General features: G+C 64.2%; 14 protein-coding genes and 1 tRNA gene. 4 read left to right on the top strand and 11 right to left on the bottom strand.

Annotated elements, in window-relative coordinates; all coding sequences use genetic code 11:
- The 5 genes from U1707_RS09255 to U1707_RS09235 form a co-directional block, all read right to left on the bottom strand.
- A partial coding sequence (locus U1707_RS09255; RefSeq protein WP_332799768.1) for a valine--tRNA ligase occupies positions 1–1,794 on the bottom strand: 1,794 nt, incomplete at its 3' end.
- Between the two features lie 39 nt (positions 1,795–1,833).
- A complete protein-coding gene (locus tag U1707_RS09250; protein WP_332799767.1) occupies positions 1,834–3,435 on the bottom strand; it encodes a histidine kinase famiy protein in 1,602 nt (533 codons plus the stop codon).
- A 106-nt stretch (positions 3,436–3,541) separates the two neighbouring features.
- Positions 3,542–4,120: a DUF2497 domain-containing protein gene (locus U1707_RS09245; protein WP_332799766.1), complete on the bottom strand. Its 579-nt coding sequence runs from the start codon at positions 4,118–4,120 to the stop codon at positions 3,542–3,544.
- Between the two features lie 35 nt (positions 4,121–4,155).
- Positions 4,156–5,682: a TolC family outer membrane protein gene (locus U1707_RS09240; RefSeq protein ID WP_332799765.1), complete on the bottom strand. Its 1,527-nt coding sequence runs from the start codon at positions 5,680–5,682 to the stop codon at positions 4,156–4,158.
- 8 nt (positions 5,683–5,690) lie between these two features.
- Entirely contained in the window at positions 5,691–6,365 is a 675-nt protein-coding gene (locus U1707_RS09235) for a protein-L-isoaspartate O-methyltransferase family protein (protein ID WP_332799807.1), read from the bottom strand.
- Between the two features lie 546 nt (positions 6,366–6,911).
- Between U1707_RS09235 and U1707_RS09230 the strand changes: the two genes are divergently transcribed.
- Both U1707_RS09230 and U1707_RS09225 read left to right on the top strand, forming a co-directional pair.
- Positions 6,912–6,985 (top strand) — tRNA-Cys (locus U1707_RS09230).
- Between the two features lie 346 nt (positions 6,986–7,331).
- The gene (locus U1707_RS09225; RefSeq protein WP_332799764.1) at positions 7,332–8,234 is read left to right on the top strand and encodes an HNH endonuclease; all 903 of its coding nucleotides are present in this window, start codon (positions 7,332–7,334) and stop codon (positions 8,232–8,234) included.
- A gap of 107 nt (positions 8,235–8,341) precedes the next feature.
- On the opposite strand, the gene U1707_RS09220 is transcribed toward U1707_RS09225, so the two are convergent.
- Positions 8,342–9,025, bottom strand: a complete 684-nt coding sequence (locus tag U1707_RS09220; protein WP_332799763.1) for a GDSL-type esterase/lipase family protein — start codon at positions 9,023–9,025, stop codon at positions 8,342–8,344.
- A 531-nt stretch (positions 9,026–9,556) separates the two neighbouring features.
- Positions 9,557–9,985, bottom strand: coding sequence for a (deoxy)nucleoside triphosphate pyrophosphohydrolase (locus U1707_RS09215; RefSeq protein ID WP_332799762.1), 429 nt, complete (start codon positions 9,983–9,985; stop codon positions 9,557–9,559).
- Between the two features lie 30 nt (positions 9,986–10,015).
- Between U1707_RS09215 and U1707_RS09210 the strand changes: the two genes are divergently transcribed.
- Complete coding sequence (locus U1707_RS09210; RefSeq protein ID WP_332799761.1) at positions 10,016–10,219, top strand: Flp family type IVb pilin; 204 nt, start codon at positions 10,016–10,018, stop codon at positions 10,217–10,219.
- 161 nt (positions 10,220–10,380) lie between these two features.
- Positions 10,381–10,554, top strand: a complete 174-nt coding sequence (locus U1707_RS09205; protein ID WP_332799760.1) for a Flp family type IVb pilin — start codon at positions 10,381–10,383, stop codon at positions 10,552–10,554.
- A 101-nt stretch (positions 10,555–10,655) separates the two neighbouring features.
- Here U1707_RS09205 and U1707_RS09200 read toward each other — a convergent pair whose 3' ends face one another.
- Genes U1707_RS09200 through U1707_RS09185 form a run of 4 tightly spaced genes read right to left on the bottom strand, consistent with a single transcriptional unit; the run spans position 10,656 to position 14,519 of the window.
- The gene (locus U1707_RS09200; protein ID WP_332799759.1) at positions 10,656–11,603 is read right to left on the bottom strand and encodes an acetyl-CoA carboxylase carboxyltransferase subunit alpha; all 948 of its coding nucleotides are present in this window, start codon (positions 11,601–11,603) and stop codon (positions 10,656–10,658) included.
- A gap of 9 nt (positions 11,604–11,612) precedes the next feature.
- Positions 11,613–12,569, bottom strand: coding sequence for a tyrosine-type recombinase/integrase (locus U1707_RS09195; protein ID WP_332799758.1), 957 nt, complete (start codon positions 12,567–12,569; stop codon positions 11,613–11,615).
- On the bottom strand, positions 12,566–14,401 hold the full coding sequence (locus tag U1707_RS09190) for a hypothetical protein (RefSeq protein WP_332799757.1): 1,836 nt from the start codon (positions 14,399–14,401) through the stop codon (positions 12,566–12,568). The genes U1707_RS09195 and U1707_RS09190 overlap by 4 nt, the downstream gene beginning before the upstream one ends.
- Positions 14,385–14,519 (bottom strand): hypothetical protein, encoded by a 135-nt coding sequence (locus U1707_RS09185; protein WP_332799756.1) that lies wholly within the window; start codon positions 14,517–14,519, stop codon positions 14,385–14,387. The genes U1707_RS09190 and U1707_RS09185 overlap by 17 nt, the downstream gene beginning before the upstream one ends.
- Positions 14,520–14,602 lie beyond the last annotated feature (83 nt).

Genomic DNA, 14,602 nt, shown 5'->3' with positions numbered 1-14,602 from the left:
GGGGGGGGGGGGGGGGGGCGGGTTTTTTACACCCCGTGTGTGGGGCGGGGGGGTGGGGGGGGGGGCCCCGCCCCCCCCCGCGGGGGGGTGTGGGGGGGGGGGGGGGGCCGTACCGGGCGCTGCGCTGCTTGGCTGCCCCTCACCCTGGCCCTCTCCCCGGAGGGGAGAGGGAACGGCACCCTCCTCGGGCCAGCCGAGCGTGGCGAAGGGCCAGAGCGCTGAGGAGAACCAGGTGTCGAGCACGTCTGAATCCTGCCAAATGATCGGACGCACAGGGCGGCCTTCACTCGGAGCCATCAAGACTTCATCGAACGCCTCTTCCGAAGATCGTCCGATTATCGCTTCGCAGCCATAATACTCTGATGCGGCCTTCAACGCTGCCGATTCTGACTCCTCAACGAAGATCGAGTACTCTGTTTGAAAATTGACGGCAGACTGACCGGGAATCTCGACGGAGATCTGCCCATTATCAGCCAATCTTGGCCCGAACCACGCCGGTATCCGATGCCCCCACCACAGCTGCCGGCTTACGCACCAGGGCTGGATGTTGTCCATCCAGTTGAAGAACGTCTTCTCCCAGGTCTTCGGAACGATATTGATCGCCCCCACACGCACGGCCTCGATCGCCGGCTGCGCGAGCGTCTTCGCGTCGACATACCATTGGTCGGTCAGCCACGGCTCGATCACCACGCCCGAACGATCGCCGTACGGCGTCTGGATCGTACGTGGCTCGGCGTCGTGCTCGACGCCGTCCTTGTCGACATGCGCGATCAGGAAGCCCTCGTCCTTGAGCCGCGCGACGACGGCCTTCCGCGCCTCCGCAGTCGTCAGCCCGAGCAGGTCGTCGGGGATCAGCCCGTCGGACACCTGCACCACGCGCGCCTTCGCATCGAGCATGTTAAGCATCGACCCGGCGGCCATCCCGGCCCGCTTGCCTACCTCGAAATCGTTGAAGTCGTGTCCCGGCGTGATTTTGACAGCGCCAGATCCCAACTCCGGGTCGGCATGGTCATCGGCGATGATCGGGATCAGTCGGCCGGTGATCGGCAGCTTTACCTGCTTACCGATCAACGCCGTGTAGCGCTCATCCGCGCCGTTCACCGCCACCGCCATGTCGGCGAGCATCGTCTCGGGCCGCGTGGTCGCGACCTCGATGAAGCCCGATCCGTCTTCGAGCGGATAGCGCAGGTGCCAGAAGCTGCCCTTGATCTCGCGCGTCTCGACCTCGAGGTCGCTGATCGCGGTGCCGAGGCCCGGGTCCCAGTTCACCAGCCGCTTGTCGCGGTACAGCAGACCCTGCTTGTGGAGGTCTACGAACACCTTCAGGACGGCCTTCGAAAAGCCCGGGTCCATCGTGAAGCGCTCGTTCGCCCAATCCATCGAGCAACCGAGGCGGCGGAGCTGCTGCGTGATCTCGCCGCCGCTCTCTTCCTTCCACGCCCAGACCTTCGCGACGAACTCCTCGCGCGTCAGGTCGGTGCGCTTCTGCGGCGGGGTCAGCGCCCCCATCTGCCGCTCGACCACCATCTGCGTGGCGATGCCGGCATGATCGGTGCCGACCACCCACAACGCATCCTTGCCCTTCAGGCGGGCGTGGCGGGTCAGGATGTCCTGCAGCGTGTTGTCGAGCGCGTGGCCGATGTGCAGTGAGCCCGTCACGTTGGGCGGCGGATTAACGATCGTCCATGGCTCGGCGTTCGGCCGGTCGGGGCGGAACTGGCCGCTTGCCTCCCAATGCGCGTACCAGCGCGATTCGATGGATGCCGGGTCGAAGGTTTTGGGAAGCTCGCTCATGGCCGATGCCTTAGCGGGCGTGTTCGGGCTAGGCCAGCGTCAGGTACGCGCGCGCGGCTTGTCGAGCACCTGGCGGATCCGTGCGTTCAACTCGTTGCGTCGATACGGTTTGCGGATCAGCTCGAACGACCGGCTGCCCTCGTCGATCGCCTGGTCGGCAAAGCCGGTGGTCAGCAGCACCGCGGTACGCGGATAATCCCGGCGCACCGACTGCGCCAGCGTGACGCCGTTCATGCCGCCGGGCATGAGGATGTCGGTGAACAGCAGTTGAAAATCGGAGTCCGACGACAGCGTATCGAGCGCCTTGCGGGCGCTGTTCACCCGCACGACCTCGTAGCCGAGATCTTCGAGGATCGTCTGGCCGAGCGCACCGACCTCTTGCTGATCCTCCACCATCAATATGCGTTCGGCGCCGCCCGAGCGCAGCGGCAGGGGTGCGGCGGGCTTGCGTTCGACGGCACCGCTCGCACGCGGGAAATACAGCGAGAACTCCGCGCCGCCATCGCCGCCGTTGTAGACGGTGGCGAGTCCGCCGGACTGGCGCATGAACCCGTAGACCATCGCCAGGCCCAGCCCTGCCCCCTTGCCCATTTCCTTGGTCGTGTAGAACGGTTCGAACAGCTTGTCCGCGGTCGCGGGATCGACGCCGGGACCGTCGTCGCAGATGCTGACGACGACATACTCGCCGGGTTCGAGCCGCGCGGCACTCGCATCCTCAGGCAATACCGCGTTGCGCGTGGCGATGGTGACCGTGCCCACGCCGCCGGTCGCATCGCGCGCATTGGCCACGATGTTCAGCAGCGCCATTTCCGCCTGGACCGGATCGACGCGACAATTCCACAGGTCGGCCGTCAGATTGCGTCGCAGCGTCATGCCGCTGCCGGCGGTCCGCTCCAGGATCGGGCGAAAATCGCCGATCAACTGGTTGAGGTTCATCAACCGGTCGCGCAATTCCTGTTTCCGCGCGAAGGCGAGCAATTGCTGCGTCAACGTCGCGGCGCGCGTCGCCGAGGTCGAGATCGCATCAACGGCGCGGCGAGCCGACCGATCGTTCGGATCGATCCGCGCATCCAGGATGTCGGCGTACCCCTGGATGACCTGCAGCAGATTGTTGAAATCATGCGCGATCCCGCCGGTCAGCTTGCCGACCGCTTCCATCCGCTGCGCCTCGTGAAGTGCATCTTCGGCCTCGCGGCGTCGCGAAATGTCGAGTTGGCTTGCGAAGAAATAGCGCACGGCACCGTCCTCGCCGAACACCGGCGACACGAACAGCGCGTTCCAGAAGGTCGAGCCGTTCTTGCGATAGTTGAGGAGCTCGACCGCGATCCCTTCGCGCTTTTGGATCGCCGTGCGGATCTCGGCCACCGCGGCACGATCGGTTTCCGGGCCCTGGAGGAACCGACAATTCTTGCCGAGAATCTCGTCTCGCGAATACCCGCTCATGAACGAGAACGCCTCGTTGCAGAAGATGATCGGATTGTCTTCGCGGTGCGGATCGGTGACGACCATCGGCATCCGCGTCGTCTTCACCGCCGCGAAGAATATGTCGCGGGTCGCGTCCGCCGGCACGATGTGGTTGCGTCCGGCATGCTCCGGCCCGACAGCGGCGATCGACGGGTTAGGGACGGACTGGTCGGACATCGAACTCCAACCCCGCCCGGGTCAGGTCAGTTCCGCCAGTAATTAACGGGTATTACCCGGTCGTGCCATAGCTACACAGTTTCTATCGGCCAGGGCTACCGGCAGTTCAGGGCTGCTGGTTCATGATCTTGGCGATCTCGCGCGCGACCATGTCTTCGACCAGGCCGGGGAGGTTCGCGTCCATCCACTCGCGCAGCATCGGCCGCAACATCTCGCGTACCAGCCCTTCGAGCGTGCCGTCGCTGTTTGCATCGGGTTTCACCATCATCCGCGTCAACGCATCGAGCGGCGCGCGCGTTGCAGCGGCGGTCTCACGTGACACGATCGGACGCTCGGTCGACGGTCCGGCCACCGAAGGACCGGTCGACGGCGCAGCGACGGGTTGCGCGACCGACTGCGCCTTGGATGCAGGCTGGCGCGGTTCGGCCGGCGAATCGACGGAGGACAGCACCGGGGATTTCGGCGTGCGGGGCGTACGGTCGACCATCGGCATGGGATCGCTCAGTTCGAGGATTTCGTCGTCGTCCGTTTCGCTGTCCAGATAGGCATCGCGATCGACGGTCGACGGAGTCGGACGCGACGAACGGCGATTGCGACCGGGCATCGTATCGCCCTCTTCGGCGATGATCCGTTTGATCGACGAGAGGATTTCCTCCATCGACGGCTCTGCGCTGATATCCCCCATCCGGACCATCCCAAACCCCGAAGCCGCGCGCACCCCTATCGGCGGCTCGGCGCTGCCATACCTGTCGTCAATGCCGGGTTCCTGTCAACCGGCGTTGCGAGCAACGGATCGCTTTGCGGCTGGACATGGGCATCCTGTGCAGGCGATTGCGCGGTGCTGGTCGCGACCGCAGCCGGTTCGCCGTCGCCGCCAAAGTCCCAAATCTTGTTGCGCACCCGGTTGTAGTTGGCGACCGGATCGTACAGCACGCCGCCGTCGAGACCCAGATCTCGCGCTTCCGCCTGGCCCATCGCCGCCAGCAGCGCGAAGCCTGCGACATACGCGTCACGCCGCGCCGTCACCAGCGTGACCTGGCTGTTGAGCAGTTCCTGTTCCGCGTTGAGGATATCGAGAATCGTGCGCGTTCCCACGCTGTTCTCGGCCCGGACGCCTTCCAGGCTCAGCTTGTTTGCGTTGACCGCGGTCTCCGACGACTGGATCACCTGTTCCGACGAGCGCCAGACCGCATATGCCGAGCGCGCCTGCGAGATGATGTTGCGTTCGGTCGCGGTCACGTTCTCGATCGCGCGCGATCGCAGCGCCTCGGCCTGACGCACCTGCGCCGCGGGGCGCCCACCCTGAAACAGCGGCAAGGTCAGCGACAATCCGCCCTGCACCGTCTTGTTCGCATTGGGAAACGCGGCGACGCCGTTGGTCTTACCGATAGACCCCAGATAATTGGTGTAGCCCGCGCCGCCGGTCGCGCTGATCTGCGGCAGTCGGCTCGCACGCGCGACACCGATGTCGTAGCGAGTCGCATCGCGCTCCTTGGCGGCGGCGATCAGGGTCGGATTATTCTCGATCGCGACCGTCACCGCCGACGCCGGACTGTCGGGCAGATGCGGCAACGTCGGTGGCGGATCGAGCGTGCCGGGGGGCGTACCCACCAACTGGATATAGCTTTCCCGGCTGGAGATCAGCGTCGCCTCTGCGGACTGAAGCTGCGCGCGGGCCAGTGCCAGACGTGCTTCGGACTGGGCGACATCGGTGCGGGTCAGGTCGCCGACCTGGAAGCGATCGCGGCTCGCCTGCAGGTTGACGTCGAGCACGCGGACGTTCTGCGTGTTCAGCCCGACGATCGATTCGTCGCGGATCACGTTCATGTACGCGCTGACGACGTTGGTGAAGAGATCCGCCTCGGTACCGCGCAGGGTCGCGCGACCGCCTTCGACCCGCGTCCTGGCCGCAGCGACCGAATTGCGGACCTGACCGCCAAGGTACAGCGGGATCGAGACGTTGGCCCGTGCCACCGCCTGGCGCGGCGGCGCGATGAAGCTGTTCTGCGCGGTGACGACGAACTCGGTATAGTCGCCGGTCGCGTTCACCGAAGGCAACCCGGAGGCGCGAGCGATCGGCACGTTCTCGTCATTGGCGCGCAGTTCGGCGCGCTGCGCGGTGATGGTCGGGTTGGTGTTGTACGCCTTGACCAGCGCGTCCCGCAGGGTTTCGGCGCCAGCCGGTGCAGCGCCGTAAACCAGCGCAACACTCAGAAACAAACGACGACATTGAGCGGTGCGCGGCATGGTCTGCCTCAGAACTTGAAGGGTTTGGGCGTATCGAAGCCGGGCAGTACGACGCATTCGACATCGACGAAGGCCGCCAACGCGAACCCGCCCTCGGTCTTTCGTCCCGCCGCCAACCGGGTGAGGCCACGCTCCGAGATCCCGGCGACGACACGACCGCCCGGACGGACCTGCGCGATCAGCGCGTCGGGCAGCGATTCGACCGCACCGTCGACGACCAGCACGTCGTAAAGCGGGCCGGCAGCGCTGCCGTCCTGCATCGCACCCTCGACCAGTTCGACGTTACCGACCCCGGCCAGCGCCGCGCGCGCGGTCGCGATCAACGCCGGATCGCTCTCGACCGCGACCACCGACGCGACGATTTCGGACAACACCGCCGCGGTATAGCCGGTCGCCGCACCGATCAGCAGCACGCGGTCGTTCGCGGTCAGATACGCTTCCGTCAGCAGACGGCCCGTCGCCATCGGCAGGTTCGCGTAGCGCCCGCCGCCGAGCGGGATCGCGGTATCGCGATAGGCGATCGAGCGCACCGCCTGCGGCATGAACGTCTCGCGCGGCACACGCGCCATCGCCGCGACGACGCGCTGATCGTTGACCGCGTTGGTGCGAAGCTGGCTGGCGACCATCGCGTGGCGCATGCCGTCAAAGACCGATGCGGTGGGACCGGTGTCCGTGCCGCCCATCGGGTGGGTTGCGGGCTGGCTTGCGAGGGGGGCGGTGTCGATGCTCATCGTCGTCATGGCTTATCCTGTCGCACAGCTGTTTTACTTGTGCAATACACTAGTTGTCCTGACGACCTGATATCGCGCGCCCCGCCCCGCGCCAAGCGCGCGTTTGGTCCAAATCAGTCGGACGCCCCCGCAGGACGCGACGAAGTGCCGAACCGGACCGATGGAGGAGTGTGCCTGAGCAGGGTGACGCCCCGCCCGCCCGTGTGACACCGAGATGCCGCGGGCGGGACGTCGAGGGCGCATGCGGAAGTCCACGGCAACACCTCTGCTTCCTTATTAACAGGCAAACCGTCCGTCGTCGCGCGAAAATCGCCCGACCTGCGATGGATGGCCTCGGGAGCCGTGCGGGGCGAGTTTCCGAGATCCACGACAAAGGCTTGCCGCGCGACCCGTCCACGGCGCCATCGCCACATCGATCGCGATAATTCGGCGCCATCCTCAAACTGCCGGTTGACCCGCCGCCCAAAACCAAGCATTTGCGCCGCCTTCACGCATCGGGGCCCGATGGCGGAGTGGTGACGTAGAGGACTGCAAATCCTCGCACCCGGGTTCGATTCCCGGTCGGGCCTCCAATTTCGATAATTTATCGACGTTTGCAAAGCGCTAGATAGAGAGCTGCGCAATCGGTCGTCGCTTATCCCTAGATTGATTGCGTTCGCGGTCTTTCCGGCAGTAAGATTTGCTGAATTGCGCGACGCGGTACTCCGGGGATTAGTGAGCAATCGTCATACATACTAAGCAGCGCAACTAATCTGCATAATGTCATGATAATTCGCGGCCTTCGTAGCTTACATTCGACGAATGAACTCAAGCCGCGATCACTTCCTCGTCGTTGTACGAAAGACGTCATCGGCCCACTCTTCCGAAATGGATGACAGTGCGTTAACCGCTGTTGTCGAACGGAGTGGAACAATCGTCATGAATGATATCCCGCGAGATATACCGGAACCGATCAAGCGCGTCGTAAGGCAGGAATGCGCTTTCGGGTGTGTCTTGTGCGGAACACCCGTATTTGATTATGACCACGTCATAGATTTCTCATTAGTAAATGAACATTCTGCGGATAATATCGCTCTTCTTTGTAAACCTCATCATGCCGACAAGACCGCCGGACGTATCAGTCGAGATGAAGTTGCCCGCGGTCGTAAATACCCATTCAACCTGAACTCGGATAAGACCGGATCTTATCAAATATATACTGGCAACGAAATCGACGTTTGGCTTGGATCAAATCGATTTTACGGCGCCAACCAAAACTTTGACATGCAGGCAATTTGGATCAACGGAACCTCATATCTGACTGTTCATCGTGAGGGGGCAAGATTCACTTTCTCAACCACCATCTGTGACGCTTCCGGCAATACAATTTTGGCGGTCAATCGAGGTGAACTCACGATTGCAACAGGCGTATGGGATTATAGATTTGAGGGCACGCTGCTTTCTATAAGAAGCGGTTCAGGAAACATAGAACTTGAGTTAGATATTACTAGCCAGTCAATTAAGGTATTAAGGGGTCATTTTCACGGCAATTACGAGACGTCCATCGTGATCAGGGCCGGCGGGGACTTAAATATGTTAGTAAGTGGTCTCGAAATCGCTAATATGCGTGACTGCAGCGGCGAAGGCCATTTCGTTGGCGTCGCTCTAGCACGAGGTAGTTGTATATCGGAATCTGCATTGCCTTCCAGCGGCGGATTTCTACAATTCTGGAATGCTGAATACGAATTGATGGCGGAAAAACTGCGCCTCGACAAACTTGCTGGGCGACCGATTCCGCCGAACGCTATAGGGATCGAAAATTTTCGACCCTACCCTCGTTAATAAATAAAACGGATATCAAGCAGCGATACCCGCCGGTGGTATTAGATCCCAATGTCTGTTTGATGGGCGAACTGGCCAACGCAAATACGCAGCGCAATGTGAGAAAGCTAGGACAGCGTTTTTAGAACATCCGCAAGGTCCGCTGCCACCATTTGATAGCCGGCCCAGTTCAGATGGACGCCGTCGGTGGTGTATTTCTGTTCGAGAACGCCGCTTGGCGCCAAGACCTTGTTCATGTCGTGGTACGTGCATGCACCCTTGGCGCAGACGGTCTTCTCGAATTCGATGATCTTTGCGAGCTTGGCGTTGGTCGAGGGTATTGCCGTGAGCAGCGTCGACATCAGGATCACGCGGCGCCCCTGCAAGGTTTTGACGATGCCTTGGATGTTGTCGATCGTCGCCTGCTGCGACAGCTCCATCTTCAGGTCGTTCACGCCGAGCATGACGATCGCGGTATTGCCGACGACTTCGTTCCGGCGAAGCCGCAACAACAGGCCCTGCGTCGTGTCGCCGGGTATGCCGTGATTGTCGACGCCGTCGTTCTTGAGCAGGACGTCCCACTTCCCGAACGCCACGATCGAATCCCCCAGGAACGTGACCTCGCGGGTATAGGGCTGCGTGATGTAGAGCTTCGACAGTGTTCGATAGACGAAGTCGTTGTCGGGATTGAACGACGACACCCGGTTGATCACCCTGACGGCGTAGAAATACGGCTTGAGCTTGAACTGGAAGGATATGGCGGCGATCCAGAACCCTGCGCTTGCCGCGAGGCCCGCCAATATAGCCAGCATCACCCATTTTTTTATCGATTGCGGTCGCGTATCGGAAGCTGTCATAATAGCGTTTTTTCCGTCTTAAACGTGGCGCTCTGACCAGCAGTTCGAACATTCGGTTTCACTTGCGGATGTTTCCTGGCCGCAAGAATGGCACATGCCCCCATTCGGGAAATACGCTTTCGCATGGACGACAAGCGGCGGTAGGCGCACCGCGTCGCGCAACGCCTCGATCGCTCTTCGCACGAGCCTGATTATTGTATTCATTCGCCACCCCCTGGCGAACAACCGTTTCGCGTCTACGCGATCACGGCCCCCGCCTTTATGCGGTCGCTGTAGATGAATTCAGCATGACAGATGTGTCACTTCGTTATGATTAACGCTATTTTAATCGAAAGTGGATCTGTTGTTGTTTTTCGGTTCGATCGCTCGGTCGAATGCTGGGCGTAGGTCGATGATTGCGTAGAACGGCAAGACTTCAGGCGTCAGGCTGCCGACATTCGTCCGGGTCGCGGTGGCGAGGCCGCGGCACGAGCGTGCGACGGGTCTTCAGATCAAGGCGTCGAGCAGGCCGATCAGCGGGCGGTCCGCGGGGGGCATCGCCAGCGCGTGCATCTCGACCGGCCTGACCCAGCGTAGCGCGGTCGCCTCCAACGCGCGCGGGACGCCGCTCCACTTGCGGGTCACGTACAGCAGCAGCAGCAGGTGACGATCGCCCAGCGGCGCGCTGGCGAACGTCGCAGGCGCCAGGCAGGCGTGCGGGACGGCGATCCCCAACTCCTCTTCGAGTTCGCGGATCAACGCCGCCTCGGGCGTCTCCCCCGGTTCGACCTTGCCGCCGGGAAACTCCCAGAGTCCGGCAAGCGACTTTCCTTCGGGGCGTTGCTGGAGGAGCACGCGCCCTTCGAGATCGACGAGTGCGGCGGCCACGACGGGCAGCAGCAGCGCAGGTGCATCGTCGGGGCGGTCGTTGGTCATTCTTTAATCTCCTGCGCCTAGATCGAGATCATGCGATTTATAGCGTTCAGACTGAACCGGGTGGTCAATATACTTGCCGGTATCGTGCGCGACTCGCGCGGCGCAACCGCAATCGAATATGGCCTCATCCTCGCGCTCATCGTGATCGGGATGGTCGTCGGACTGTCCGCGCTGGCGAATTCGACGATCGGCATGTGGAACAAGGTCGACACCAAGGTTTCCCAGGCGCGCTGAGCCGTGAGGCTCGGCCAAGCACCGGTATGCATCGGGGCCGCGAAAACTATCCGTATCGGCCTTAAACCTTTCTCAACCAACCACTTGTATCTGTTGCTGCGCTGATCCGGTCCATCCGGCCAGCCGGGTGACACTGAAGCAATCCAACAATGGAGACCGGAATGAAGACGATCCGCAAGTTTTTCAAGAATTCCAAGGGCGCAACGGCCATCGAATACGGCCTGATCGCCGCGCTGATCGCCGTCGCCGCTATCGCTGCGATGCAGGGCCTGGGCAACAGCCTGAACAAGACGTTCAACAACGTCTCGACCAAGCTGAACGGTTCGACCACGTAATATTGGTAGTCGTGCAGTACGAAAAAGGGCGGCGAAACTTCGGTTTCGTCGCCCTTTTTCTTGTGTTCGAGATCCGAGATCGACGGCGCAAGCGGACCGCGTCAGAGGCGGCCCATCTTCAGGAATTTCGCCTGGCGATCCTTGCGCAGTTCGGCGGGGGCGCGTGGTGCCAGGTCGTCGAGCGCGGACGATATCGCATCCGCAAGCGATTCGATCGCAAGCGACGCGTCGCGGTGGGCGCCTCCGAGCGGTTCTGACACGATATCGTCGATCACCCCGAACGCCTTCAGGTCCTGCGCGGTTATCCGCATCGCCTCCGCCGCCTCGGGCGCCTTGTCCGCGGTGCGCCACAGGATCGACGCGCAGCCTTCCGGGCTGATCACCGAATACACCGCGTGCTCGAACATCAGCACGCGGTTGCCCGCCGCCAGTGCGACCGCACCGCCAGAGCCGCCCTCGCCGACGATGACCGCGACGATCGGTACGCCTGCGTTGAGGCACGCCTCGGTCGAGCGTGCGATCGCTTCGGCCTGGCCGCGCTCTTCGGCCTGGATTCCGGGGAACGCGCCGGACGTGTCGACCAGCGTGACGATCGGCAGGCCGAATCGATCGGCGAGTTCGACGAGGCGGATCGCCTTGCGGTAGCCCTCGGGCTTGCCCATGCCGAAATTGTGACGGAGGCGGCTGGCGGTGTCGTCGCCCTTCTCATGGCCGAGCACCATGATCTTGCGGCCGCGAAACGTCGCGAAGCCGCCGATGATCGCCTGATCGTCGCCAAACGCGCGGTCGCCGGCGAGCGGTACAAACTCGTCGAACAGCGCCGCGACGTAATCCTTGAAGTGCGGACGTTCCGGATGACGCGCGACCTGCGTCTTCTGCCACGGCGTCAGACGGGCGAACGTATCCTTCAGCAGCTTGTCGGACTTGGCCTGAAGACGGGCGATATCGACCGACAGGTCGACGCTGCCTTCTGCGGCGGTATCGCGGAGTTCGTCGATCCGGCCCTGAAGCTCGGCGATCGGTTTCTCGAAGTCGAGGAAGCTTGGCATGTGCGGCGGTTACGGCTCGCGCGGGGCGACGTCAACGTGGACCGGCTCAGGCGGTCGTTCCGCCGGGAGGTCGGCCAGCGGGTGCCGCGTGTTGACGAGTTCGACCAGGCGGCTCGAATCGACGTGCGTATAGATCTCCGTCGTCGCGATATCGGCATGACCCAGCATCGATTGCAGCGCGCGCAGATCGGCACCACCGGCGAGCAGATGCGTCGCGAAGGCATGGCGCAATACGTGGGGACTGACGCGGTCGGGAGGAATACCCGCTTCGGCCGCGAGCGCCTTGACGATCTGATACAGGCGGATGCGCGACAGATGGCGCTTGCCCGAGGGGAACAGCCAAAGCCCATCGGCCGGCACATAGCTGCGCCACAATGCCACTGCGGCGCGCGCGCGGTCGGAGATCGGGACGAGCCGCTCGCGACCGCCCTTGCCGCGCAGGATCAAGAACGGGCGATCGGGATGGACCGCGTTGCGCGGCAGGCTGACCAGCTCGGTGGCGCGCAGTCCGGAGCCGTAGAGCAGCTCGAACAGCGCGGACAGGCGCAGGTCGGCGGGGTCGAGCGGATCGCGCGCGGTACGCTCGGCGATGGCGGCAAACAAGCGATCAACGTCGGCGTGGCTCAATATCCTGGGCAGGGCACGCGCGATGCCCGGACGCGGGAGGGCCTTGCCGGGATCGTCGGCACGGTGCCCCTCGTCGGCGAGAAACGCGAAGAACCGGCGGAGCGACGCCGATTTTCGACCGACCGTCGCGTTGGAGAGCGCCGACCATGCGCCAGCAAGCGTCGCCAGCGCGTCGGCATCGGCGTCGACTAGGCCGCCATCGAGCATCTGCGACGCCTGGGACAGGTCGCTGCGGTAGGCCGATACGGTGTTCGCCGCCGCCCCCGCCTCCGCCGTCATCATTTCCAGGAAGCGGTCGATCAGCGCACGGTCCCCACCGTGAGTTACAGCGGGAGTCACGCCCGCGCGATCGCCTCGGCCGCGATCATCCGCGCTTCACCGTCGAGCCCCACGGCTCGCAGCGCGCCGACGATCCGGTACAGAGCCTCGGGCGAGATGCTTTTCCAGTTCGGTGCCTGCATGCCGATCGCCGCGAGGACGACGACGGTCCCCGACTCACCGTCCCGCGCGGCCCGATCCAGCGCCCGCGTCCAGGCGTTGGCGGCGCCGATCCTGACACCCAGCGTCTGCGCCGCGCGCTCGATATCGCCCTGCGCGAGCCGCCCCATGCCGGCGAGGCCCGCAAACAGCATCCGCTGCTTCAACGCCGAATCGCCGTCGCCGCCCGAATAGGAGGCAAGGTCGGCATAGCTCAGCCGACGATAGGCATCGGGATCGCTCAACACGATCATCGCCCAGGCGTCGCCGCCGCTCGGCACGGTGCCGAGCCAGCGCGCCGCGGTCCGATCGAGCCCGGCGGTCAGCATCGATGCGACCAGACGATCCGCGTCGGCCTTGCCCGCGGTCGGGTTCATCCGCGCCGCCGCGCGTGCGGTCAGTACCAGTCGCGCATAAGAAGGCCGCGCGTCGGTCGATTGCGCCGCCGCACCGCCCCATAATTGGCGTAGCGCGGTCATCCGCGCGTCGGCGTTGCGATCGGTGTAGGCGGTCTGGAGATCGTTCGCGGTCGCGCTCGCCGTGCTCTGCGCCTCGTCGTCGTCCGCGGTCGCTGCATACAGGTCGACCAGCGCCGCGCTGGACAGCACGCCCTGCCCCGCCGCCGCTTCGGCAGGCGCGAGCCGGTCGCCCAGCGCTACCGACGGGGACAACGCCTGCCAGTATCGCACCTGCGGCCCGGCGCTGGCATAGAGCTCGTCCGGCACGGTGACGCCCGTCGCCATGGCCAGGCCGAAGCGCCATGCGGTCAACTGGTCGACGCCGTCCCATTCGATCGTGACCGCCTGACGACCCTGCGCACCGGCCCCGACGACCTTCTGCGCCAGCAGCATGTCGACACCGCTGGCGACGTTGCGGCGTTTCGCGGTCGCGATCAGCGGGGTCGCCTGGGCAGGATTGCCCGACAGACCGGCGCACATCGCCTGCGCCATCGTCCAGCCTCGCGCCGGGGCATAGCCCATCGCGCCGGGAACCAGCGGGCACAGACCGGCGGGATCGCCCGTCGCCAGCGCGGCGTTCATCGCGACCTGATAGAGCTTCGGCGTATAATTATAGGTGTCGACGGCCTGCGTGACCGCACGCGCGGCGGTCGATTCGCCCATCCGCAGCAACAGCCACGCCCGCTCGGCCGCGAAGTCCGCGCCGTTGGTATTGCGCGGCGTGTCAACGCGCGACACCAGCGCGCGCCGCAGCAGGATCGACATCCACCGCGACGGCAGCGGCGCGGTCAGGCGACGCATCAACGTCTCGACATATTGGCCGTCGGCATCGCCGAACGCATCCGTCTCGAGCCCACCCTCGCGCGCCGTCACCGGGCCGACCGTCCCAAGCGAGCGACGGGCGGACTCGGGCATCTCGTAGCGCGCGAGCACGGTCGGATCGACCGCCGTCGGGACTACCGGAGGCGGCACGACCGGCGCAGCACCGTTCGGCGTCGGCGCCGGCAACGGCTGGATCATCGCGGTCGAGGGTTGCGACGGCGTGGTCGGACGCGCCGGCTGCTCCCCTGCCGCGGGCGGGGTGGGCCGAGGCGCGGGCGCGGGCGTCGGGGTCGTATCGCCGAAGCCCGGCGGCAGGATCGATTCCGGGCGATCCTGGCCGATCGCCGGTGCGAGCGCCGAGAGAGCCCCGACCGCGACGGCCGCCGCGAGCGTCGCCTTAAGAGAGGTTCGCAAGCGTCACGGCCTTTTCGACGCGGCTCTGCGGGCGCTCGGTCGCGCGACCGGCGAGCAGGAACAGGCCGCCGATCACCACGACAAGAACGACGACGACCGAGACGATGAAGCGGGACATGGCGGCGTAACCTTGCAATTGAAAACAGCGGCAGTGACAGTACGAACCGTCGCCAAGAGCTTTTGCCCTCGCGCGGTGCCGCT

Source organism: Sphingomonas sandaracina (assembly GCF_036663695.1).
Lineage (GTDB): Bacteria > Pseudomonadota > Alphaproteobacteria > Sphingomonadales > Sphingomonadaceae > Sphingomonas.
Note: the sequence above shows the minus strand (reverse complement) of the source record. Positions and strands in the feature narration are given on the sequence as shown.